General features: G+C 66.7%; 20 protein-coding genes. 8 read left to right on the top strand and 12 right to left on the bottom strand.

All coding sequences use genetic code 11. From position 1 onward, the window contains the following. Positions 1-22 precede the first annotated feature (22 nt). Together ACOYR4_RS09865 and ACOYR4_RS09860 are read right to left on the bottom strand one after the other, a co-directional pair. Positions 23-892 carry an HDOD domain-containing protein gene (locus ACOYR4_RS09865; RefSeq protein ID WP_422849404.1) on the bottom strand — a complete coding sequence of 290 codons (870 nt, stop codon included), beginning with the start codon at positions 890-892 and terminating at the stop codon, positions 23-25. Between the two features lie 229 nt (positions 893-1121). Then, on the bottom strand, positions 1122-2069 hold the full coding sequence (locus tag ACOYR4_RS09860) for a LysR family transcriptional regulator (protein WP_015014364.1): 948 nt from the start codon (positions 2067-2069) through the stop codon (positions 1122-1124). A gap of 146 nt (positions 2070-2215) precedes the next feature. Between ACOYR4_RS09860 and ACOYR4_RS09855 the strand changes: the two genes are divergently transcribed. Then, positions 2216-2860 (top strand): FMN-dependent NADH-azoreductase, encoded by a 645-nt coding sequence (locus ACOYR4_RS09855; RefSeq protein WP_422849403.1) that lies wholly within the window; start codon positions 2216-2218, stop codon positions 2858-2860. A 186-nt stretch (positions 2861-3046) separates the two neighbouring features. Here ACOYR4_RS09855 and ACOYR4_RS09850 read toward each other — a convergent pair whose 3' ends face one another. The 4 genes from ACOYR4_RS09850 to ACOYR4_RS09835 form a co-directional block, all read right to left on the bottom strand. Beyond that, complete coding sequence (locus ACOYR4_RS09850; protein WP_422849402.1) at positions 3047-5353, bottom strand: putative bifunctional diguanylate cyclase/phosphodiesterase; 2307 nt, start codon at positions 5351-5353, stop codon at positions 3047-3049. Between the two features lie 379 nt (positions 5354-5732). Further along, the gene (locus ACOYR4_RS09845; RefSeq protein ID WP_422849401.1) at positions 5733-6569 is read right to left on the bottom strand and encodes a MetQ/NlpA family ABC transporter substrate-binding protein; all 837 of its coding nucleotides are present in this window, start codon (positions 6567-6569) and stop codon (positions 5733-5735) included. An 86-nt stretch (positions 6570-6655) separates the two neighbouring features. Continuing rightward, positions 6656-7744 carry a DUF6817 domain-containing protein gene (locus ACOYR4_RS09840; RefSeq protein WP_116749659.1) on the bottom strand — a complete coding sequence of 363 codons (1089 nt, stop codon included), beginning with the start codon at positions 7742-7744 and terminating at the stop codon, positions 6656-6658. A 323-nt stretch (positions 7745-8067) separates the two neighbouring features. Further along, positions 8068-8376, bottom strand: a complete 309-nt coding sequence (locus tag ACOYR4_RS09835; protein ID WP_060985737.1) for a hypothetical protein — start codon at positions 8374-8376, stop codon at positions 8068-8070. A 281-nt stretch (positions 8377-8657) separates the two neighbouring features. Here ACOYR4_RS09835 and ACOYR4_RS09830 point away from each other — a divergent pair, with 281 nt between their 5' ends. Beyond that, a complete protein-coding gene (locus ACOYR4_RS09830) occupies positions 8658-8951 on the top strand; it encodes a DUF4148 domain-containing protein (RefSeq protein ID WP_422849400.1) in 294 nt (97 codons plus the stop codon). A 214-nt stretch (positions 8952-9165) separates the two neighbouring features. Here ACOYR4_RS09830 and ACOYR4_RS09825 read toward each other — a convergent pair whose 3' ends face one another. Further along, positions 9166-10305, bottom strand: coding sequence for a zinc-binding dehydrogenase (locus ACOYR4_RS09825; protein WP_422849399.1), 1140 nt, complete (start codon positions 10303-10305; stop codon positions 9166-9168). A gap of 397 nt (positions 10306-10702) precedes the next feature. Here ACOYR4_RS09825 and ACOYR4_RS09820 point away from each other — a divergent pair, with 397 nt between their 5' ends. Both ACOYR4_RS09820 and ACOYR4_RS09815 read left to right on the top strand, forming a co-directional pair. After that, entirely contained in the window at positions 10703-11356 is a 654-nt protein-coding gene (locus tag ACOYR4_RS09820) for a MerR family transcriptional regulator (RefSeq protein ID WP_422849398.1), read from the top strand. After that, the gene (locus tag ACOYR4_RS09815; protein WP_422849397.1) at positions 11283-11684 is read left to right on the top strand and encodes a carboxymuconolactone decarboxylase family protein; all 402 of its coding nucleotides are present in this window, start codon (positions 11283-11285) and stop codon (positions 11682-11684) included. Before ACOYR4_RS09820 ends, ACOYR4_RS09815 begins: the two co-directional genes overlap by 74 nt. Before the next feature lie 55 nt (positions 11685-11739). Here ACOYR4_RS09815 and ACOYR4_RS09810 read toward each other — a convergent pair whose 3' ends face one another. Continuing rightward, entirely contained in the window at positions 11740-12327 is a 588-nt protein-coding gene (locus tag ACOYR4_RS09810) for a DUF1566 domain-containing protein (RefSeq protein WP_422849396.1), read from the bottom strand. 128 nt (positions 12328-12455) lie between these two features. After that, positions 12456-13430 carry a LysR substrate-binding domain-containing protein gene (locus tag ACOYR4_RS09805; protein ID WP_422849395.1) on the bottom strand — a complete coding sequence of 325 codons (975 nt, stop codon included), beginning with the start codon at positions 13428-13430 and terminating at the stop codon, positions 12456-12458. A 168-nt stretch (positions 13431-13598) separates the two neighbouring features. Here ACOYR4_RS09805 and ACOYR4_RS09800 point away from each other — a divergent pair, with 168 nt between their 5' ends. The 4 genes from ACOYR4_RS09800 (at position 13599) to ACOYR4_RS09785 (ending at position 17998) form a co-directional block, all read left to right on the top strand. After that, complete coding sequence (locus ACOYR4_RS09800; RefSeq protein WP_422849394.1) at positions 13599-14687, top strand: tartrate dehydrogenase; 1089 nt, start codon at positions 13599-13601, stop codon at positions 14685-14687. Positions 14688-14728: 41 nt separating this feature from the next. Then, positions 14729-16033: a glycerate kinase type-2 family protein gene (locus tag ACOYR4_RS09795; RefSeq protein ID WP_422849393.1), complete on the top strand. Its 1305-nt coding sequence runs from the start codon at positions 14729-14731 to the stop codon at positions 16031-16033. A 64-nt stretch (positions 16034-16097) separates the two neighbouring features. Next, a complete protein-coding gene (locus ACOYR4_RS09790; RefSeq protein WP_422849392.1) occupies positions 16098-17132 on the top strand; it encodes a Bug family tripartite tricarboxylate transporter substrate binding protein in 1035 nt (344 codons plus the stop codon). Between the two features lie 86 nt (positions 17133-17218). Further along, positions 17219-17998, top strand: a complete 780-nt coding sequence (locus ACOYR4_RS09785) for a GNAT family N-acetyltransferase (RefSeq protein ID WP_422849391.1) — start codon at positions 17219-17221, stop codon at positions 17996-17998. A gap of 158 nt (positions 17999-18156) precedes the next feature. Here the strand turns inward: ACOYR4_RS09785 and ACOYR4_RS09780 are convergent, their stop codons facing one another. The 3 genes from ACOYR4_RS09780 to ACOYR4_RS09770 form a co-directional block, all read right to left on the bottom strand. After that, positions 18157-18822: a methionine ABC transporter permease gene (locus ACOYR4_RS09780; protein ID WP_056067588.1), complete on the bottom strand. Its 666-nt coding sequence runs from the start codon at positions 18820-18822 to the stop codon at positions 18157-18159. Between the two features lie 15 nt (positions 18823-18837). Continuing rightward, positions 18838-19884 (bottom strand): methionine ABC transporter ATP-binding protein, encoded by a 1047-nt coding sequence (locus ACOYR4_RS09775; protein ID WP_422849390.1) that lies wholly within the window; start codon positions 19882-19884, stop codon positions 18838-18840. Between the two features lie 155 nt (positions 19885-20039). Continuing rightward, positions 20040-21248 carry an MFS transporter gene (locus ACOYR4_RS09770; protein ID WP_309823729.1) on the bottom strand — a complete coding sequence of 403 codons (1209 nt, stop codon included), beginning with the start codon at positions 21246-21248 and terminating at the stop codon, positions 20040-20042. Between the last annotated feature and the right edge of the window lie 57 nt (positions 21249-21305).

The raw sequence follows: 21305 nt of genomic DNA, 5'->3' as shown, positions 1-21305 counted from the left end.
AATCAGCCGCTCGTCGGGATCATCAGAACCGCACCGCCTCAAACGCCGGATGCAGTGCGTCGATCCAGTGATCCAGCTCATCCTGCGTCACGTGCAGATGATCCATGCAGGCCTGGCCGTGCTGGGTCCACTCGCGCGTGGGGGCCAGGCTGTCGTGCTGGTTGACCAGAAACTCGGCCAGCAGGCCCAACGCCACCAGGTGGCGCACCGTGGGGTCAAACCGCTCGTCGTTCAGGCACGCAAAGTCGTGGTGCAGCCAGATGGCCTGGGCCACGTCGCCCGGCAGGTGCCAGGTGCGGGCCACGATGGCGCCCATCACCGCGTGGTCGGTGCGGTGGCTGGCGTTCTCGGTCTGGGTGAAAGTGCGGTCCTTGCGCGCCAGCGCCTCGGTCACGGTGCCTGCATAGCCCCGCACGGCCTTCACCAGCACCGGCATGCCCACATGGCAGAACAGCCCAAAGCTGTAGCCCAGCCCTGGGTCCAGGCTGTAGAGTTGGTGGCCGATGTGCTCGCACGCGATGGCGCGGCGCTGCGAGCTTTCCCAAAAGTGGTCGAGCAGCGGCGAGCGCACCTGCAGCGCATTGCGTGTGATGAACGCGGACAGCAGCTCCACCGCCGGCTGCAACCCCAGCACCGTCAGCGCCATGCCCACGGTCTGCACCGGCTGGGCCAGGCCGTACAGCGGGCTGTTGGCCAGCCGCATCACGGCAGCGGCCAGGGCCACGTCGGAAGAAGCCAGTTGCTCCAGCGCGGTCGAGTCCAGCTCGGGCGCCGCCACGATCTGCTGCAGGCGCAGCAGCGATTCGGGGCACGGCGGGATCACGATGGCACGCACGGCAGGGTGTACGCGGGCCTGCCGGATGTCTTGGTCGATGGGGTGTGGAGCGGTCACAAAAAGTCCCCGGGCCGCCGCGTGTGCCGACCACACGGACGGGCGTAGCCCGCACAGTTGCAATTCGTTGCATTGTGGCGCCAAAAAGCGTTCTGCCCACCGAACCCGTGCACAGGCGCAGGCTTTGCGCCCAGTGCGTCAAGACCTGGCCTTAGAACCTGGCCTTAGAACCTGGCCTTAGAACCTGGCCTTAGAACCTGGCCTTAGAACCTGGCCTTAGAACCTGGCCTCAGATATTGGCGCCGTCGAGCCCTTGCAGGGCCTGCCGTGTGCTCAGGCTGCTGCGGCCGGGCATGGCCTCGCCCAGGTAGTCCAGAAAGCGCCGCACGGCGGGCGACAGCCCCCGGCGCGACGGAAACACGGCGTGCACGATGGCGGGCGCGGGCGCCCAGTCGGGCAGCACCCGCACCAGCTTGCGCTCGCGCATTTCTTCCTGGCACATGTAGTCAGGCATCCAGCACACCCCCGTGCCGGCCACCGCCGCGTATTTGAGCGTGAGCAGGTCGTCGGCCACATAGCGCGGCGTGTGCTGCACCTGCTGGTGCACGCCGCCGGGGCCGATCAGGTTCCAGGTGGAGCGCCCGTCGGGCGCCGACATGGCGATGCTGTCGAGCTTGGCCAGGTCGTCCAGCGTTTGGGGGGTGCCCTGGCGAATCAGCAGCTCGGGGCTGGCCACCAGGATCTGTGTGGTGTGGTCCAGTCGCTTGACGACCATGCTGCCGCTGTCGTCCACCGAGGGGCGCACGCGCAGCGCCACGTCAATGCCCTCCTCCACCAGGTTCACCGCACGGTTGCTCACCAGCATGTCGATGCGCACCTCGGGGTACTGGGCCAGAAACCGGGGCATCAGCTCGGCCACCACGGTCTGCGCCAGTGTCACCGGGCAGCTCACGCGGATGGTGCCGCGCGGCGTGGTCTGCACCTGGGCCACCGTGTCGGCCGCCGCCTGGGCCGACTCGCGCATGGCCTGGCAGTGGCGCAAATAGGCTTCGCCCACTTCGGTCAGCGAGAGCTTGCGGGTGGTGCGTTGCAGCAGGCGCACGCCCAACTGCGTCTCCAGGTCCGACACCCGGCGCGACAGGCGCGACTTGGGGATGCCAAGCGCGCGGCCCGCAGCGGCAAAGCCACCGCGCTCCACCACTTCGGCGAAATACAGCATGTCGTTGAGGTCTTGCATGGACAGGTCCGTAACACTTCAATCGTTCTATGGATAGAACAATCTATCGCAAGTTCACTACCTTATCAACAAATCGATCCATCTCCACAATTCATTCCATGGCCACACGCTGTGGCTCCGATCCACAGAACCCAAGGAGTTCCCCCATGCAACTGCTTCACGTTGACTCTGCCATCACCGGTGATCAATCCGTGTCCCGCCAATTGACCGCCCGCACCGTGGCTGCCTGGCAAGCCGCCCACCCTGGCACCACCGTGCAATACCTGGACCTGGCACAGCAAGCGCCTTCGCACCTGTCGGCCCAGTCGCTGGGTTTCCGCACTGGCCAGGCCGCTGCGACCGAGGTGGAACGCAATGAAAACGCCCTGTCCGAGGCGCTGGTGAGCCAGTTCCTGGCCTCCGACGTGATCGTGATTGGCGCGCCGCTGTACAACTTCTCCATCCCCAGCCAGCTCAAGGCCTGGATCGACCGCCTGGCGCAAGCCGGCCGCACCTTCAAGTACACCGAGAAGGGCCCAGTGGGCCTGGCCGGTGGCAAGACGGTGATCGTGGCGTCCACCCGTGGCGGCGTGTACTCCACAAGCGAAGGTGGCCAGGCCATGGAGCACCAGGAGAGCTACCTGAAGGTGGTGTTCGGCTTCTTCGGCATCACCGACGTGCGTTTTGTACGTGCCGAAGGCGTGGCCATGGGCCCAGACGCCAAGGCGGCCGCACTGGCATCGGCCAACGTGGAAATTTCCACGCACACCAGCGTGGCCGCCAACCAAGGCCGCGTGTCGCAGGCCGCCTAAGCGCATCAGCGACCACGGAGTGCAGGGCGCAAGCCCTACAACCCCCTAGAACCCGGCCGCGTGCCGGGTTTTGGCTTTTATCCAGCCAAAACGGCTGGATGCGCTAGTGCCACATGCCTGACCAGCTATCATTTTTGATATGCCGCGCACGGGCAATGCGGCGCCCAGCCCCGGCCGTGCCTGCAGTCACTGCGCCGCGTGTGGCGCCTGCCGCTGCAACCATTGCTCAGCCAGCTGCTGGGGCGGCAGGGCCGGGGCAAACAGCCAGCCCTGAAAGCGCTCGCAGCCCATGCGGATCAACAGCTGCAGCTGCTCCTCGGTTTCCACACCTTCGGCCACCACCTCCAGCCCCAGCGTGCGGGCCAGCGCGTTGACGGTGGCACAGATCTCGCGGTCGTTCACGTCCACCACGATGTCGCGCACAAACACCTTGTCGATCTTCAGCTCGCTCACCGGCAGGCGCTTGAGCTTGATGAGCGACGAGTGGCCGGTGCCAAAGTCGTCAATCGACAGCGCAAACCCCGCGTTCTTGAGCTCCAGCGCGATGGCGTACAGCGACTCGTCCAGCAGCTGCGACTCCGTGATCTCCAGCACCAGGCTGGCGGGCGTGACCCCGGCACGCTGAGTCACACCCAGCAGGGTCTGGGTGAAGCCCGGCTCGCGCAGCTGGATGGTGGAGACGTTGACCGACACCACGGGCACCTGCCAGCCCTCGGCACGCCACTGCGCCATCTGGTGGCAGGCGGTCTCGAACACCCACAGCCCGATGGGCACGATGAGCCCGCTCTCCTCGGCCAGCGGGATGAACTCGTCGGGCGGCACCGCCTTGTCGTCCACCGACCAGCGCAGCAGCGCCTCGGCGCCCACGGTCTGGCGCTGCTGGTTAAGCTGGGGCTGGTAGACCAGCGCGAACTCGCCCGCCTGCAGCGCGTTGTGCAGGCGCCGGCGCAGCTCCAGCCGTCCGCGCGTGATCTGCGTGAACTCCTCGATGTAGAAGCGGTACGAGCCGCGCCCCGCACTTTTGGTGGCATGCAGCGCCGAATGCGCGTGGCGCACCAGCTCCACGCTGTTGGCGGAGTCGTCCGGGTACAGGCTGATGCCCAGGCTGGCGCCCATGTACTGCGCGCCCACCTCCGACAGCTCCCACGGCTGCGCCAGGCCTTCCACCAGCGAGGCCGCCAGCTGCGCCAGCTCGGTGCGCGACGCGGGGCGCAGCAGCATCACCGTGAACTGGTCATTGGCCAGCCGCGACACCAGGCCCTGCCCCGCCAGCAGCTGGGTGATGCGCTGAGCCACCTCGCTGAGCAACGCATCGCCCACGCGGTGGCCGTAGGTTTCGTTCACGCTCTTGAAGTGGTCCAGGTCGATCAGCAGCAGCGCCACGCGGCGGTTGGTGCTGTGCGTGTCGCGTGCCGCCTCGGCCACGGCGCGCTCCAGCGCGTCTTCAAAGTAGCGGCGGTTGGGCAGGCCGGTGAGCGCGTCAAAGTGCGCCACGCGGTACAGCTGCTCCTCGTTGCGCAGCACGGCGGCCTCGGCCGTGCGCAAGCGGTTGAGCAGGCTCACCACAATGGTCTGCCGCAGCGCGGCCAGCAGCAGCACCAGCAGGCAGCACACCAGGATCAGTGCCTGCATGCCCGCCCGTCCATCGGGCGCCACAAACAGCAGCACCAGGGTGATGGCCGCCAGCGTCATGGACAGCAGCGGAACGTAGTTCATGGCCTGGTCGCACTGGCGGCGGTAGGCCGCATCTGCCGACATGGCAAACCGCAGCCAGCGCGCGCCCCAACCCAGCACCAGCGCCGACACGCTGAAGCTGGCGTTGAACCAGATGCCCGGCTGCACCGTGCCGCTGATGACCATGAGGTTCCACTGCATCCAGCTCAGGCCATAGCCCAACAGGCCAAGCAGCACCAGCATGTGAGAACGCTCGATGCGCACCCCCACCGTAGGAATGGCCAGCGCCGTGACGCCCGCTGCTGCCAGAAACCCGGCCGGATACAGCACCAGCACGGTGCCCACGGCCAGCGAGTCCACCCCGCCCGAGGGTAAATAGATCACCAGCGTGAACGCCAGCAGCGCCAGCACCGTGCCGCCAAAGTCCAGCGCCGCCGGGTAGGCCCGGTCGCGCGACAGGCGTGCAAACGTGGCGCGGATGACAGTGGCCGCCCACAGCGGCCCACCCGCCAGAAACAGCAGGTCGGCGGGCGCAGGGAAAGGGTTCCAGTCCAGCGCCACCTGCACGTTCCACACCATCTGCCCCAACGCCACCAGCACAGCAAAGCTCAGCAGGCCGGTGTGCAGCGCGCGGTCGGTGGGCGGCGCCTGCCGCCAGCCGCGCCAGGCCCAGAAGGCAGACAGCCAGAACGCCAGCGTCCAGGAGGTGTTGTCCAGAAACAGCCGCGCGCCCGGAGAAGGCACCCACAACGAAGCCAGGAACGACAGCGTGGTTGCACTCAACCAGACCGCTGTGAGGATTCGTTCCGCGAAGGACATGGGTCAGTGCTGTGGTGGAGAGGGAGTGCTGGGCGCAGTTGCTACAGAACGTTACCCCTCCCATTGTGGCCGCAAGTGCGGCCCACCTTTTCCCCCTGCGATTTGCCGGGGCACTGACACAAAATGAAGCTACCAAAGAAATAGCACCCAGCGCCCATGGGATGGGCGCTGGGTGCCAAACGGCTTGAATTTTTTTGTTGAGCCCCCGACGCTGCGGCGCCACAACACCGCCGCCTGATCGAGAGCGTCGGAGGGCTGCTGCCCATGGTCGGGGCGCACCTGCTCGTCCCGCTACTGCCCCGCTCGCCCAAGGAGAGAGAACCGCCACCGCTCCGGGCCGCTGCCGGCCCGTCGCCATGGAGCGCGTTCCCTCGGGGTTTTAGAACCCTGGCAGCACCGAACCCTTGAACTCGGTCTGGATGAACTTCTTGATTTCTTCCGAGTGGTAGGCCTTCACCAGCTTGGCCACCCAGGGCTTGTCCTTATCGGCTTCGCGCACGGCTATCAGGTTGACGTAGGGGCTCTTGGCGTTTTCTTGCGCAATCGCGTCCTTGCCGGGGTTCAGGCCTGCCGACAGCGCAAAGTTGGTGTTGATGGCCGAGGCGTCCAGGTCGTCCAGCGAACGGGGCAACTGGGCCGCGTCGAGTTCGACGAACTTGAGCTTCTTGGGGTTGCTCACCACGTCCAGCGGCGTGGCCTTGAGGCCCGCGCCATCACGCAGCTTGATCAGACCCTTGTCCTGCAGCACCAGCAGCACGCGGCCGCCGTTGGTGGGGTCGTTGGGGATGCCGAACTTGGCGCCTTCCTTCAGGTCTTCGAGCTTCTTGACCTTCTTGGAATACAGGCCGATGGGGAAGTTGACGGTGTAGCCCACCGACACCAGCTTGTAGCCACGGTCGGCCACTTGCGCATCGAGGTAGGGCTTGTGCTGGTAGCTGTTGGCGTCCAGGTCGCCAGCGGCCAGCGCAGCGTTGGGCTGAACGTAGTCGCTGAACTCGACGATCTGGATCTTGAGGCCGTCCTTCTCGGCAACCTTTTTCACCTGCTCAAAAATCTGCGCGTGGGGGCCGCCGGTCACGCCCACCTTGATGGGCTTGTCCTGGGCCATGGCGCCTGACGAGAAAGTGGCTGCGGCAGCCAAGGCCAGGACGGATTGCAGGAGAAGGCGCTTGTTGTTGTTCACAGGAAAAACCTTTCGTTGAGAGATGACTCGCATCCTAGGGTTTCCCCGATAAAACTGGAACAACTAAGTTTTTATTTCGTTACAACCCAACTGCATAACAAGCGCTCGACGCCGTTTCCTCACCCGCGCAGCGCCACGTTGTTCAGCTTGTCCAGCCGCTCGGGCCAGGTGCCTTCCACCGTCGCGCCCTGCAGCAGGATGCGCGTCCAGGCCACCCAGGCGTCCCACTGCACGCGCTTGTCCCACGCATTGCCCCAGGCGCTGAACAGGTGCAGCGCGCTCTCGGCGGCGGCCTTGGCGTCGTCTTTGCGGCCCGCGGACAGATACAGCTGCGCCAACACCATCTGCGGCTCACCCACCCAGGGGTTGTGGCGCACCGCGCTTTCCAGCACGCCGGTGGCCACGTCCAGGTCCACCAGCGGCTGGTCTTGCTGGATGACCGACCAGTACAGCGACGTGGCCGCCGCCTCGTTGGCGGCCGACAGGTGCTGCGAGCAATGTGCAAACACGGGCGGCATGGGCAGCACGTCCTTCAGCCCCGGGTGCTGCAGCGCTTTGGCCAGCCCGTTGATCTGGTGCACCATGCGCCCCGACGGCCGCATGGGCCCGGGCCAGAGCGATGCGGCCCAATGCGCCTTCTGGTTGCGGTGTTGCACGTCCGGAAAGCGCGAAAAGATGTCGTCTTGCCAGCTGAACCACTGCTCGATGGTGTCGGCCATGCTCACGATGATGAAGGCCGCCACCTCGTAGGGCGTCAGCACGTGGTCCTGCCCGTCCTTTTGCAGCACCAGGCTGCCGTCAGCCTCCAATGCATGGGCCAGCACCTTCTGCACGAACTGCGTGCGCGACTGGGTGCAGAACAGGTAGACCAGGTGCTCGGCCGACTCGCCCGCAATCTCGCGCACCCGGGCGCGTTCTTTGGCGGGGTCAAACTTCACCAGATCCACAAACGCATTGCCGTACACGCTGTGCAGCAGGCCCAGCAGGCGCACATCGCGCGGCTGCTGCCACACCGTCAGCGTGCGCGTCACGCCCACCAGGTGATGGCGAAACGTACCTGCTTTGTGCCAGTCCTGCCCCACATTGCGCGCCAGCACCGTGGGCAGCACAGGCGCCAGCTCGGGGTCGCGGGTCAGCCACTCGTCGTCCAGCAGCGGCAGCGCGCGGGCAAATAGGTCAGGGTCCAGGGGGTGAAGCGGCAGGGTCATGGGGTAGTGTCTCCGGCGTTGAGGGTGCAGGGAATGCAATGCACACACAGTATCTGCCCCCACGGCGGTTGCGCAAGCACGGGGGCGACCCGGCACTCACACCCCGCACGCGCCTGCACGGCGGTTCGGTCAGCGCCATGGCCTGCTGCGGGCCTTCAGGCTCAGAGGCTGAGAGTTTTTTAGCCGGGCCCGAAAGGCGCGCCCACACGCCTCGGATCTAGGCGCAAAGCACAGCCATAGCTCAGGCTATGGCGAGCATTGGTAACGACGAACCGGGGCGTATGGGCGTGCCAAGCGGGCGTGGACAAAGGACTCTCAGCCTCTCAGACCAGCCGCACCTCAAAGTAAGCACCCTCACCCTCCCCCAAGTCCCGGAACCCGGCCTGCCGGGCCGCCACGCTGGCCTTGCCCCATGCCTTGAGCAGGGTGAGATCGCCCGGGGACACCACCTCGGGCGGCGACTCCTCCAGGCTCTGCATGGTGTCCAGCGCGGCCGCCACCTGTTCGGGGCCGCCCAACTGCTTTTCCAGGGCCCTGGCGTACCGGGTTTCGGCGGCTATGCGCTCCTTGGCCGGAAGCTCCTCGGGGTAGTCGCGGAGGTTGACGACGTAAGTGGATTCGATGACTTGCATGGCGCTGCTTTTCCTGTGGTTTGATACTGTATGAATATACAGTTTTCTCCAACAAAAATCGAGCGCTGAAAGATTCCCCCCGGATCACGGGAGCGTGGAAAGATTGTTCTCAATACTGGAACAGTTAGTTTGCGACTGGGTGGTTTTTCTCTGAACACCATCGGCGTACAGTTCATCCCATCGATGAGCCGAACCCGCAAGGCGACTCACCGAACCCGGTTCAGGAATGGTTTTTGACCCGGTTTTTTTGAGACGCTTTTTAACTTTCAAGGATTTTCATCATGAACAAGACCGCTCGTTTCCTCTCCGTCGCTGCTGTTGCCGCTTTCGCCGCCTTTGGCGCCCATGCTGACGAAGCCGATGGCTCGCAATTTGCCCTGAAGTTCGATACGAACCGCACCCGCGCTGAAGTGGCTGCTGAAGCCATCACCGAAGCCCGCACACACAGCATGGAACCCGCAGGTTCGCGCGTGGTGACCTACAAGAGCACCGCTGACCGCGCTGCCGTGCGTGCCCAGGCTGCCGAAGCTGTGCGCACCGGCCAGATCCCTTCGGGTGAATTCAGCGCCATGTAATTTGGCAGACCAACTGCTGAGATTGGTTGAAAGCAGTTGCGGGACTTCCCATGGTGGTGGCACTTCGCGCGGTGCGGGTGCTGCTGCCATGGGGAGTGTTAACTGAACCGCAGGGGCGGGCAGGCAAAAAGGGCTCCTTTTGGGAGCCCTTTTTGTTGGTGCCTGCGGTGTAGGCCCGCCCCCCAGGGCGTCAGGGGCGCCCCTGCAACGTAGCTTACAGCGAAGGGTCGATCAACACCTTGGCTCCTGTGTTGCGCGGGCCGTAGAAGGCGATGGACTCTGCACTCAGTGCGCCCGCCAGCGACACGGTGCGCGCGTAGTGGCTGGCGAACGTGGTCTTCAGCTCGGCCGCCACACGCTGGCGCAGCGCCTGGGTCGCCTCGTCGCCAATCTTCTGCAGAAACGGAAACAGCAACCACCCGCCCATGCCCCAGGCCATGCCAAAGGTGCGGTGCACCTCGGTCGGGCGCGTGTCCAGGTGGCCGTACAGGTACACCTGCTTGTGCACTGCCGAGCCGTAACGGCTGTATTCCTTGGCCTTGCGGTTGATGGCGGCCTCCATGCACTGCAGGATCTGCCCGGCCAGCGTGCCGCCGCCCGTGGCATCAAACGCGATGGTGGCGCCCGTGGCGGCCAGCGCATCGGTCAGCTCGGCCATGAAGGTGGGCGCGCTGCTGTCGCACACATACTGGGCGCCCAGCCCGCGCAGCAGCGCCGCCTGCTCGGGCTTGCGCACGATGTTGACAAGACCAATGCCGTCCTTCTGGCAAATCTTGAGCAGCATCTGGCCCAGGTTGCTGGCTGCTGCGGTGTGCACCAGCGCGGTGTGGCCTTCGCGCTTCATGGTCTCCACCATGCTCAGCGCCGTCAGCGGGTTGACGAAGCACGATGCGCCTTCGGCCGCCGTGGTTCCGGGCGGCAGCGGCAGGCACTGCGCCGCCGGCATAGCGCGGTATTGCGAATACATGGCGCCACCAATCACCGCCACCGTGCGGCCCAGCAGCGCCTGCGCGGCGGGTGATGCACCTGCAGCCACCACCAGGCCCGCGCCTTCGTTGCCCACCGGCATGCTCTGACCCAGGCGTGCCGCCATGCCGGGCATGGCGCGCTCCGGGATGCGCGCCGTGGCCACTGACCGCTCGGCCGTGCCCGTGACCTGCACGGTCGACAAATCGGCCGGGCCCAGCAGCAGGCCGATGTCCGACGGGTTGATGGGCGTGGCCTGCACCTGGATCAGCACTTCGTCCGGCCCCGGCGTGGGCACGGGTGTCGGCTCCAGGCTGATCTGCAAGGTGCCATCGGCTTGCACAAGCGAGCGCAACTGCAGCGCGGTGGTGGGGATGGAGGGGTTCATGGAGGACTCGCAGGTAGAAGATGGGACAAAGGGCCTGCACGCTGGACCGCGCAGTGTGGTGAAAGGGTGCCGCTTTTTTGACGGCGCCGCACCACCACCAGCCCGCATTCTTGACCAAGCTGCGCCACCGCGCTGTCCCCTCGGTGAATGGCTGCCCACCCATGCGCAGCCCCCATGCACCGGGACGAACGATGCACGCAGGGCGCTGCAGCTACGGGCCAGAAACGCTTGCACACACTCAGTCCAAAGTCGTGCACGTGCCGCTTGACTTAGAGTGCGCTCCAACTTTCAGAATCGTTCCCATGGCATCCCTCCTCACCATTGCCGAAGTCGCCCAACGCACAGGCCGTAGAGCCTGTTTACGATCTCGCAGGGGTCGCGCAGCGGTCTTTGCGGGATGGGATGCAAGGCGCGGTGCGCAGTGGATAGCCCCGCTATCCACAAGCGCCGCAACGCCGCAGACCGCCCGCAAAGACCACTGCCCGAAGGGTTGGAGCGAAATCAGGTGATTGGACGCCCCAGCCGCTTGCATGGGCATGAGCCCATGCGGCGCATCCGAAGCATCCACTCATCCCGATTGCGCTCCAACGCGATACCCTGCGAGATCGTAAACAGGCTCTTGGCACACACCCTGCGCTACTACGAGCGCGCCGGGCTGATTGCGCCAGTGGCGCGTGCATCCGGCGGCCAGCGCCGTTATGCGGCGTCGGACATGGAGTGGATCGGATTCCTGCTGCGCCTCCGCGAGACCCAGATGCCCATCGGGCAGATGCAGGCCTTTGCGCGGCTGCGCAGCGAAGGGAACGCCACCGCCCCTGAGCGGCGCCGGTTGCTGGAGCAGCATCTGGCGCAAGTGCTGGCAACGATCACCGCCATGCAGCAAGCCGCACAGGCGCTGCAAGCCAAGATCGCGCATTACCAGGGCCTGGAAGCTTCCCTTCGACCCACCCCGTCGTCCACCCACCAAGGAAGCTCTCATGTCCCTCGAAACCCAACCCCGCTATCTCCAGGGCCTCGCCAAGCTGCGCGAAATCGACGGCCACGCGGGTGAGCGTGTCGTCGCCAGCCTGGCCGACATTGCCCCCGACTTTGCGCGCTACCTCATCGAGTTTCCGTTTGGCGACATCTACTCGCGCCCCGGGCTGGACCTGCGCAGCCGCGAGATTGCCGTCGTCGCTGCGCTGACCGCGCTGGGCAATGCCACACCCCAACTCAAGGTGCATTTGCAGGCCGCGCTGAACGTGGGCGTCACCCGCGAAGAGATCGTGGAGGTGCTGATGCAGATGGCGGTGTACGCGGGCTTTCCCGCTGCACTCAACGGGCTGACTGCCGCGCGCGAGGTGTTCGCAGCGGCCGACGAGCAGCCCATGACTGCATAAAACGCCCAACCCTGCGTGGCCCACCTGCCCAATACGCCGGTCTGCAGGCGAAAGGCTATTTGCCCGAGCCCACCGGCATCGGCCGCACTAACCGCACGGGCAGCTTGCTGGCCCGCGCCGCATCGCCGCGCGCCTCGCCGGTGGACAGGTTCACCGCCCAGCCATTGATCATGGCGGCCTGTCGTGCGCCATCGCCCGCGCGGCCCTGGGCGATGTTGCCGTAGGTGTACTGGTTGACGCTGGGCGCGCTCACGTTAGCGGTGGACGACCAGTGCCACTGTCCCGGCGCCGCTGGGAACAGGATGGGGTTGAGGCCCGGGGGCGACAGCGACTTGTCCACCAGCCGCTGCAACTCGGCCGCGCGCGGAATGCGCCAGCCCACGCCCTCGGCCTTCCAGCGTTCAGAAGCCAGGGCCGTGGCCTCGGCGCGGTCCAGCAGCAGGGGCTGGCCGGTGCAAGTCTTGCCGTTCCACTGCATGCCCTCCACACAGCGCGGCCAGGCCAGGCCGGCGCGCTGGTCCAGCACATACGCGCCATCGGCGGACAGGGACCAGTCGGCTACCACCTGCGAATCGGCGGCCTGCGCGGGCCCGGCCAACAGGGCAACCAACAGCGGGGGGATGAGCGGCAACAAGGTTTTCATGGACAAAACAGGGACGATCAAAGCAAGGGAAAATCCGGCGGGCTGAAGAGCACCAGAGAGACCACAGGAATCAAAACCCGCCTCGCCAACACCCTAACCCGGCAACGGCACCTGCGCCACCCACCAGATCAAGAAACACGCACGGCGCGCCGCTTGTCCGTGCGGCCACCCACGCCCACACCTGCCAGCGTGCCTGACGCGGCCAACGCCTCGGCCAGGAACCCCACAAACGCCTGCACCCGCGTCGAAAACTGGTGCCGCTGCGGGTACACCGCATAGATGTCGGCCGCAGGCGTGTGGTACTGCGGTAGCACGGGCTCCAGCAGGCCCTGGGCCAGGTGGCGGTTCACGTCCCACTCGGCGCGCATCACGATGCCGTGGCCCTGCAGCGCCCACAACACGGCAATCTCGCCGTCGTTGGTGGTGAGGTTGCCGGTGATCTTGATCGACTCGGTATGCGCCTTGCTGCCACGCCCAGTAGTCAGGCGCCACAGGCCGTAGGCCTCATCGCCCTGGCGGATGCCGATGCACTGGTGCTCCATCAGGTCGCGCGGCACGCGGGGCCTGCCGTGCTGCGCCAGGTAGGCGGGTGCGGCGCACAACACGCGCCGGTTGGGGGCCATGCGGCGGGCAATCACGCGGCCGTCCGGCGGCTCGCCAAAACGCACGCACACGTCGTAAGCATCGTCGGTGATCGGCGGCGGGTGCACCGACAGCTGCAGTTGCACATCCACTTCGGGGTACTGGCGCACAAAGTCCGAGATCACGGGGGCAATGTGCATGCGGCCAAAGCCCAGCGTGGCATTCACGCGCAGCAGGCCCTTGGGGCTGGCCTTGGACTGCACGATGAGTTCGTCCAGCGCGTCGATCTCGCGCAGGATGCGACGCGCGTGCTCCAGCAGCAACTCCCCCTCGGGCGTGAGACTCATGCGCCGGGTGGTGCGGTTGATGAGCACCACACCCAGGCGCTTTTCCATCTGCGCCAGGTGTTTGCTCACGGCGGCGGTGGTGACGCCCATTTCACGCCCAGCGGCGCTCAGGCTGGGGCTGGCAGCCAGAGCCGAAAAGAAGCCCAGTTCTGCGGGCTGGATGGTGGAGCTCATCGCCGCATTATCAACTGCAGGTTAACGGTGGATTCACTTGGCCGCCGTTTTTACAACGAGCGGATGCCTACAGTCGCTCTCATCGTTTTTGTTCCACCCGCTTTTTCGCGGCACGACATCCCCACAGGCCTTCCCCGACGCTTTCAAACACCAAGACCAGAGACCTTCATGAAAACCTACCAAATCGCCACCATCCCCGGAGACGGCATCGGCAAGGAAGTGATTCCCGCCGGCCAGCGAGTGCTCGAAGCCCTGGCCGCCCGCCACACGGGCCTGCAGTTCCAGTTTGAGAACTTCGGCTGGGGCGGAGACTGGTACCGCGCCCATGGCGTGATGATGCCGGCCGATGGGCTCAATGCCCTGCGCGGCAAGGATGCCATCCTATTCGGCTCGGCGGGCGACCCAGACATCCCCGACCACATCACGCTGTGGGGGCTGCGCCTCAAGATCTGCCAAGGCTTCGATCAGTACGCCAACGTACGGCCCACACGCATCCTGCCGGGCATTGACGCGCCCCTGAAGCGCTGCACCCCCAAGGACCTGGACTGGGTCATCGTGCGCGAAAACTCTGAGGGCGAATACTCCGGCGTGGGCGGCCGCGTGCACCAGGGCCACCCCATCGAGGCAGCGACCGATGTGTCCATCATGACCCGCGTGGGGGTGGAACGCATCCTACGTTTTGCCTTCCGCCTGGCGCAGTCGCGCCCCCGCAAGCTGCTCACCGTCATCACCAAGAGCAACGCGCAGCGCCACGCCATGGTGATGTGGGATGAGATTGCCGCACAGGTGGCCACCGAGTTCCCCGACGTGAAGTGGGACAAGGAGCTGGTGGACGCCGCCACGGCCCGCATGGTCAACCGCCCCGCCACCCTCGACACCATCGTCGCCACCAACCTGCATGCCGACATCCTCAGCGACCTAGCCGCCGCGTTGGCGGGCAGCCTGGGCATTGCGCCCACCGGCAACATCGACCCCGAGCGCCGCTACCCCAGCATGTTCGAGCCCATCCACGGCTCGGCGTTCGACATCATGGGCAAGGGCCTGGCCAACCCCATCGGCACCTTCTGGTCAGTGGTGATGCTGCTGGAGCACCTGGGCGAGGTGGATGCTGCCCGCGCTGTGATGCAGGCCATCGAACAGGTCACCGCCAACCCCGCCCTGCACACCCGCGACCTGGGCGGCACGGCCACCACGGCGCAGGTAACCGACGCCGTGTGCGCGCTGATCAGCGGTACGCCGCTGCAAAAGGCCGCCTGAGCCACGTGGCTCCCACGCACTGCGCCCTGCCCCGCCACCCGATGACCCCACACATCGACACCCAGGCCCGCCACTGGCTGCGCAGCATGTTCGATGCCGCCGTCGCCTCGGCCCAGCCCGCCGTATGCCTGCCGCCGCATCTGCCTGCCCCGCCCCGGGGCCGCACGGTGGTGATCGGCGCGGGCAAGGCATCGGCGCAGATGGCGCAGGTGCTGGAAACCCACTGGCCCACGCCGCTGTCTGGCGTGGTGGTCACTCGCTACGGGCATGCTGCCGCCTGCCAGCACATCCGCGTGCTGGAGGCGGCCCACCCCGTGCCGGATGCGGCAGGCCTGGCCGCCGCCAAGCACATGCTGGCTGCAGTGGACGGGCTCAGTGCGCACGACCTGGTGATTGGCCTGTGGTCGGGCGGAGGCTCGGCACTGCTGCCCTTGCCTCTGCCAAGCATCACGCTGGCCGACAAGCAGGCGCTCAACCAGGCCCTGCTGCGCAGTGGCGCCAGTATTGGCGAGATGAACTGCGTGCGGCGCCACCTCTCGGCCATCAAGGGCGGGCGGCTGGCCCTGGCCTGCAGCCCCGCCCGCGTGGTCAACCTGGTGATGTCCGACGTGCCGGGCGACGACCCGCTGGACGTGGCGTCCGGCCCCACCGTGGCCGACCCGACCACCCGCGCACAGGCGCTGGCCATCTTGCAGCGCTACCGCATTGCGCTGCCACCCGCCGTGCTGGCCGCACTGGACACGGCCGTCAGCGAAAGCATCAAGCCCGGCGACACCCGGCTGGGCCCCATCACCACCCACGTCATTGCGACACCCGACCTGGCCCTGCTGGCAGCCGCCCAGGTGGCGCGCCAGGCGGGCATCGAGCCCACGCTGCTCGGCGACGCGCTGGAGGGCGAAGCCCGCGACATGGGCACCTTGCTGGCCGGTGTCGCCTGCTACGCCGCCAAGACCCCGTCACCACGGCACCGGGTGCTGCTGAGTGGCGGCGAAAGCACTGTCACCCTGCGCGCACCCGCCCCCCGGCAACCCATGCCAACCCCAGGGCGCGGCGGGCGCAATGTGGAATGCCTGCTGTCTATGGCCCTGTCGCTCAAGGGCTTGCCCGGCGTGTACGCCTTGGCTGGCGACACCGACGGCATCGACGGCCTGGAGCCCGTGGCTGGCGCCATTGCCACGCCCGACACGCTGGAGCGCGCCGCTGCACTGGGCCAACATGCCACCGCCGCGCTGGACGCGCACGACGCCCACACCTTTTTTTGCGCGCTGGGCGATGCCGTGATCACTGGGCCCACGGGCACCAACGTCAACGACTTCCGCGCGATCCTGATCGCAGCCACGGGCTGACGCCACGCACCCGCGTCCCCACCGGCCCTGCCCCCACAAGAACCACAACCCAACGGAGACAACCATGACACGCATTGCAACCCCGCACCACCCACCGTCAACGCCGCCCACAACGCCCTCCACCCGCCGGCACCACCTGCTGGCGCTGGCCGCCCTGGCTGGCGCTGCCTGTGCCCTGCCCAGCGCACCGGCGCACGCGCAGGCCTGGCCGGCCAAGCCCGTCACCATCGTTGTGCCCTTTGCAGCCGGCGGCACTACCGATGTGCTGGCACGCGCGCTGGGCGAAAAACTGGGCACAGCCCTGGGCCAGCCTGTGATCGTGGAAAACCGGGGCGGCGCGGGCGCCACCATCGGGGCCGACTACGTGGCCAAAGCCCCCGCCGACGGCTACACGCTGCTGATGGGCGCGGTGCACCACACCATTGCCACCAGCGTGTACAAAAAGCTCAACTACGACTTTCAAAAGAGTTTTGCACCCATCACCACAGTGGCGCTGGTGCCCAACGTGCTGGCCGTGAGCGCGGCCACGCCCGCCAAGGATGTAAAGGAGTTGGTGGCGCTGATCAAGGCCACGCCCAACAAGTTCTCGTACGGCTCCAACGGCGCGGGCACGGCGCAGCACCTGATCGGCACGCAGTTCGCCACCTCCATCGGCCAACCCCTGCTGCATGTGCCCTACAAGGGCAGCGGCCCGCTCACCACCGACCTGCTGGGCGGGCAGGTGTCGATGTCATTCGACACCGTCACCCCCGTGCTGCCGCACATCAAGGCGGGCAAGCTGCGCGCCCTGGCGGTGACCACGGCCAAACGCTCGTCCACCCTGCCCGATGTGCCCACGCTGCAAGAAAGCGGCTTTGCGGGCTTTGACATCGGCACCTGGTTTGGCGTGCTGGCCCCCGCCCGCACGCCCGCCGATGTGGTGGCGCGGCTGAACACCGAAATGGTCAAGGTCATCCAGTCGCCCGACTTTCAAAAGCGCATGCACGACATTGGCGCCGAACCCATCGGCAACACCCCGGCGCAGATGGCCGAGCAGATTGCGGCCGACACCGCACGTTTTGCCAAGCTGGTGGCCGACAACAAGATCACCACCGACTGACCGAGTGGCCAAGAGCAGTTGCACAGCGTTGTCGCACAGGGTGGCTGGCGAGGTGAATGGTCAAGGTGGGTTGGTATAAACCAACGATGACCGACACCGCCGCCCCCATTGCCAACACCGCACCCGCTGCCCTCGTCCGCGCGCTGGAGGAGCGCGCCTTCAACGCCTGGCCTGCGCACCAGACGGTGTTGCACCGGGGCTGGGTGTTCCGGCTGTCGGGCGGCTACACCAAGCGCGCCAACTCGGTCAACGCGCTGGTGCCCGGCGCGCCGTTTGACGGCGTGCGCGAGGCGGCGGCGGCGCTGTATGCGCGGCATGGTTTGCCCGCCGTGTTCCGCATCTCCCCCCTGGCCCCGGCCGAGGCCGACCAGGAGCTGGCAGACACGGGCTACCAGCATTTCGACCCCTCGCTGGTCCTGCACCGGCCGCTGGCGCCGGGCTCGGTGCCCCGGCCCGACGGCAGCACCGTGGTCAGCAACTCGCCATCGCCCGCGTGGCTGGAAGGTTTTGCGGCGGCCAACGGCGTGGCGCCGCACCACCGCAACCTGCACCGCAGCATCCTCGACGCCATCGCCCACCCGGTGGGCTATGCGCAGCAACACGACGCCCAAGGCCACGCCGTGGGCTTTGGCCTGGCGGTGCTGGAGCGCGGCGCCGTGGGCCTGTACGACCTGGCCGTGGCGCCTGAACACCGGGGCGGCGGGCGCGGGCGCGCGCTGGTGCAGGCGCTGCTGCACTGGGGCATGGAGGCCGGTGCAACCAGCGCCTATCTGCAGGTGCGGGCGCAGAACACGCCTGCCCTGCGGCTGTATGAATCGATGGGCTTCAAGACGGCCTACGGCTACCACTACCGGGTGCCGGGCTGAGATTGGCTTCTGCACCTCTCCCAGAGGGTGCGAGAGAGCCAGGACCAGCGCAGAGGCCCGCGCAGTGCCTCCACGCGTGGGTTTGAAGCCAAAAAGGCCACAAGCGCTAGTGAATCATGCGCCAGCAGCTATTGATTCAATAGCAAACCATTCACCGCTCAACGGTGGCTCAGCTTGCGCACCGCCCAGTCGCCCAGGCTTTGCACGGCCTGCACAAAGAAGATCAGCACCAGCACCACGGCCAGCATGATCTCGGGCAGAAAGCGCTGGTAGCCGTAGCGGATGCCCAGGTCGCCCAGGCCGCCGCCGCCAATGGCACCGGCCATGGCCGAGTAGCCGGTCAGGCTCACAAACGTGATGGTCAGGCCCGCCACGATGCCGGGCAGCGCCTCGGGCAGCAGCACCTTCCACACGATCTGGCTGGTGGTGGCGCCCATGGCCTGCGCGGCTTCGACCAGGCCGTGGTCCACCTCGCGCAGCGCGGCCTCGACCAGGCGGGCCACAAACGGGGCAGCGGCAATGGTCAGTGGCACCACGGCTGCGGCTGTGCCGATGGACGAGCCGGTGATGAGCCGCGTGAACGGGATGATGGCCACCAGCAGGATGATGAAGGGCGTGGACCGCACGGCGTTGACCAGCCAGCCCACCAGCTTGTTGACGGGGCCGTTCTCCAGCACACCGCCGTCATCGGTCAGGCGCAGGAACACGCCCAGCGGCACCCCCAGCAAGCCGCCCACCAGGCCGGAGATGCCGACCATGATGAGCGTCTCCCACAGCGACGAAGCAAACAGATCCAGCATGGCTGGCGTGAAGTTGTTGAACATGATGTGTGCTCCCTCTTAACCGGCCACGGCCACTTCTTCCACCTCGACCCCGCCCGCGCGCAGGTGCGCCACGGCGCCGCGCACGCTCTCGGCCTCGCCACTGGCGTACACGGCCAGCGAGCCAAAGGTCTCGTCCTGGATCTCATCCACCTGGCCGTGCAGGATGCTCATGTCCACGCCAAACTGGCGGATCAGCTGCGACAGGATGGGCTGGTAGGCGCTGTCCCCGGCGTACGACAGGCGCAGCAGCTGGCCGGTTCGTCCTGCGCCCAGCTGGCCTGCCAGCTTGCGCACATGGTCCAGCACGCTGGCGGGCAGCTCTTGCGGCAGGATCTCGTCGATCAGGCTCTTGGTGATGGCCTGCTGCGGGCGGGTGAACACGTCCAGCACACGGCCCTGCTCCACGATGCGGCCGGCCTCAATCACAGCCACACGGTCGGCCACCTGCTTGATGACCTGCATCTGGTGCGTGATGAGTACCACCGTCAGGCCCAACTCGCGGTTGACCTGGCGCAGCAGGTCGAGGATGGAGCGCGTGGTCTCCGGGTCTAGCGCCGAGGTGGCCTCATCCGATAGCAGCACCTTGGGGCGGCTGGCCAGCGCACGCGCAATGCCCACGCGCTGCTTTTGCCCGCCGCTGATCTGCGCGGGGTAGCGGTCGGCCAGGTGGGCCAGGCCCACCAGCTCCAGCAGCGGGTTCACACGCGCACGGATGGCGGCCTTGTCCATGCCTGCCAGCTCCAGCGGCAGAGCGGCGTTGTCAAACACGGTGCGCGACGACAGCAGGTTGAAGTGCTGGAAGACCATGCCGATCTCGCGGCGCGCCTCGCGCAGCTGCGCGTCGTTCAGCTGGGTCAGGTCCTGCCCGCCCACGATGACCTGGCCGGTGGTGGGCCGGTTGAGCAGGTTGATCACCCGCACCAGCGAGCTTTTGCCCGCGCCGCTCTTGCCGATGATGCCGAACACTTCGCCCGGCTGGATGGTGAGGTCGATGCCCTTGAGCGCCTCGACCGGGCCTTGTGAGCCCTGGTAGGTTTGGGTGATACCCCGTAGTTCGATCATGAAACACAAAGGGCCGCCACACGCCGGGCGGCGCGGGTTCGGCCCCAAAAGACACAAAGATCAGGGAATGTACTATTGCGCCATAAAGAATCAAACTATCAAAAAATAAAGTAATAAGACATCAAAGTTATTTGCACGGTGCGGCCGACTCCAGACTACGCTCCCGCGGGCACCGCCACCCGACCATTCACCTTGCGCGACACCAGCGCGCCCAGCACCAGCACCCCCAGTGCGGCCACCGAGAACACGGGCGCGATCCAGCCCCGGTCCACACTGGCCGCCACCAGCAGCACCCCCAGCGATTGCCCCAGGAACAGCAGGCACGCAAACAGCGTGACCGCCGTGCCCCGGGCCTCGGGCGCCATCTGCGTGGCCTGCACCTGCAGCGTGTTATGCAGCATGTAAAACCCCACCCCGGCAAAGAAGCAGCCCAGCACACCCCAGGCCGCCACCGGCCCCCAGGCCAGCAGCAACAGCCCGGCGGCGATCAGCGACGCACCCACCAGCGCCAGGCCCCGCTCACCCAGCAGCGCCAGCCAGCGGCGCGCCAGCAGGCTGTAGATGAGCCCACCCACGCCATACAGCACCATCACCCCACCAGCGGCCGAGGCCGACAGCCCAAACCCATCGACCATGCGTGCGGGCACAAAGGCCAGCGTGCCAAAGGCCAGCGCGCCCTCCACCGCCACCACCGTCAACACCCAGCGCACGCGGGGCATGCGCAGCAGCGCGGCCGTGTTGGCCAGGTAAGCCGACAGCGAAAACGCGGGTGGCACCGCACTGCCAGCCGCAGGCGCTGGCGTGCTGGCCGCCATGGCGCGGGACTGCCGCCACAGCAGGCTGGCAGCGGTCAAAAACAGCAGCGACAGCACCACAAACGCCGCCCGCCAGCCCAGCGCCTCCACCGCAAAGCCGCCAAACCACTGCCCGGCCATCATCCCCGACACCGTGGCCACCATCAGCTGCGCCAGGGTCTCCTGCCGCTGCTCGTACGGCACGTTGTCACCAATCCATGCCATCGACAGCGGAATGATGCCCGCCGCCGATGCCCCCATGGCCGCACGCGCCGCCACCAGCACCGGCAGCGTGGGCGCCAGCGCCGTCACGCCGCTGAAGAGCGCACAGGCAAACGTGGCGCCAATCACCACACGCACCTTGCCCAGCCGGTCGCCCAGCGGGCCATAAAACAACTGCAGCACGCCATAAGACACGGCAAACGCCGCAATGACGGCCGACGCATCGCCCGTGGTGACAGAAAACTCGCGAGCCAGAGACACCAGCATCGGGTCGCACACGCGCATGGAGGCCATGCTGCAAAAGGCTGCCAGGCTGATCACCCGCAGCATCGTCGAAGAAGAGGTCATATGACCCGATTGTGGTGCGGCTGGCGTCGGGCCGCTGTCACCACAAGGCAAGCACCC

It is taken from the genome of Acidovorax sp. M14 (assembly GCF_049331375.1).
In the GTDB taxonomy this organism is placed as follows: Bacteria; Pseudomonadota; Gammaproteobacteria; order Burkholderiales; family Burkholderiaceae_C; genus Acidovorax.
The sequence above is the reverse complement of the archived record's forward strand: the minus strand, read 5'-3'. Positions and strand labels throughout refer to the sequence as shown.

What these genes read in the sequence shown, in the direction of transcription:
- ACOYR4_RS09770 (WP_309823729.1), bottom strand. Translation starts at nt 21,248, where the DNA reads ATGACCTCTTCTTCGACGATGCTGCGGGTGATCAGCCTGGCAGCCTTT.
- ACOYR4_RS09810 (WP_422849396.1), bottom strand. Translation starts at nt 12,327, where the DNA reads ATGAAAACCTTGTTGCCGCTCATCCCCCCGCTGTTGGTTGCCCTGTTG.
- ACOYR4_RS09830 (WP_422849400.1), top strand. Translation starts at nt 8,658, where the DNA reads ATGAACAAGACCGCTCGTTTCCTCTCCGTCGCTGCTGTTGCCGCTTTC.
- ACOYR4_RS09855 (WP_422849403.1), top strand. Translation starts at nt 2,216, where the DNA reads ATGCAACTGCTTCACGTTGACTCTGCCATCACCGGTGATCAATCCGTG.
- ACOYR4_RS09795 (WP_422849393.1), top strand. Translation starts at nt 14,729, where the DNA reads ATGACCCCACACATCGACACCCAGGCCCGCCACTGGCTGCGCAGCATG.
- ACOYR4_RS09815 (WP_422849397.1), top strand. Translation starts at nt 11,283, where the DNA reads ATGTCCCTCGAAACCCAACCCCGCTATCTCCAGGGCCTCGCCAAGCTG.
- ACOYR4_RS09790 (WP_422849392.1), top strand. Translation starts at nt 16,098, where the DNA reads ATGACACGCATTGCAACCCCGCACCACCCACCGTCAACGCCGCCCACA.
- ACOYR4_RS09840 (WP_116749659.1), bottom strand. Translation starts at nt 7,744, where the DNA reads ATGACCCTGCCGCTTCACCCCCTGGACCCTGACCTATTTGCCCGCGCG.
- ACOYR4_RS09775 (WP_422849390.1), bottom strand. Translation starts at nt 19,884, where the DNA reads ATGATCGAACTACGGGGTATCACCCAAACCTACCAGGGCTCACAAGGC.
- ACOYR4_RS09850 (WP_422849402.1), bottom strand. Translation starts at nt 5,353, where the DNA reads ATGTCCTTCGCGGAACGAATCCTCACAGCGGTCTGGTTGAGTGCAACC.
- ACOYR4_RS09785 (WP_422849391.1), top strand. Translation starts at nt 17,219, where the DNA reads ATGACCGACACCGCCGCCCCCATTGCCAACACCGCACCCGCTGCCCTC.
- ACOYR4_RS09845 (WP_422849401.1), bottom strand. Translation starts at nt 6,569, where the DNA reads ATGCGAGTCATCTCTCAACGAAAGGTTTTTCCTGTGAACAACAACAAG.
- ACOYR4_RS09820 (WP_422849398.1), top strand. Translation starts at nt 10,703, where the DNA reads ATGGGATGCAAGGCGCGGTGCGCAGTGGATAGCCCCGCTATCCACAAG.
- ACOYR4_RS09805 (WP_422849395.1), bottom strand. Translation starts at nt 13,430, where the DNA reads ATGAGCTCCACCATCCAGCCCGCAGAACTGGGCTTCTTTTCGGCTCTG.
- ACOYR4_RS09860 (WP_015014364.1), bottom strand. Translation starts at nt 2,069, where the DNA reads ATGCAAGACCTCAACGACATGCTGTATTTCGCCGAAGTGGTGGAGCGC.
- ACOYR4_RS09800 (WP_422849394.1), top strand. Translation starts at nt 13,599, where the DNA reads ATGAAAACCTACCAAATCGCCACCATCCCCGGAGACGGCATCGGCAAG.
- ACOYR4_RS09780 (WP_056067588.1), bottom strand. Translation starts at nt 18,822, where the DNA reads ATGTTCAACAACTTCACGCCAGCCATGCTGGATCTGTTTGCTTCGTCG.
- ACOYR4_RS09835 (WP_060985737.1), bottom strand. Translation starts at nt 8,376, where the DNA reads ATGCAAGTCATCGAATCCACTTACGTCGTCAACCTCCGCGACTACCCC.
- ACOYR4_RS09825 (WP_422849399.1), bottom strand. Translation starts at nt 10,305, where the DNA reads ATGAACCCCTCCATCCCCACCACCGCGCTGCAGTTGCGCTCGCTTGTG.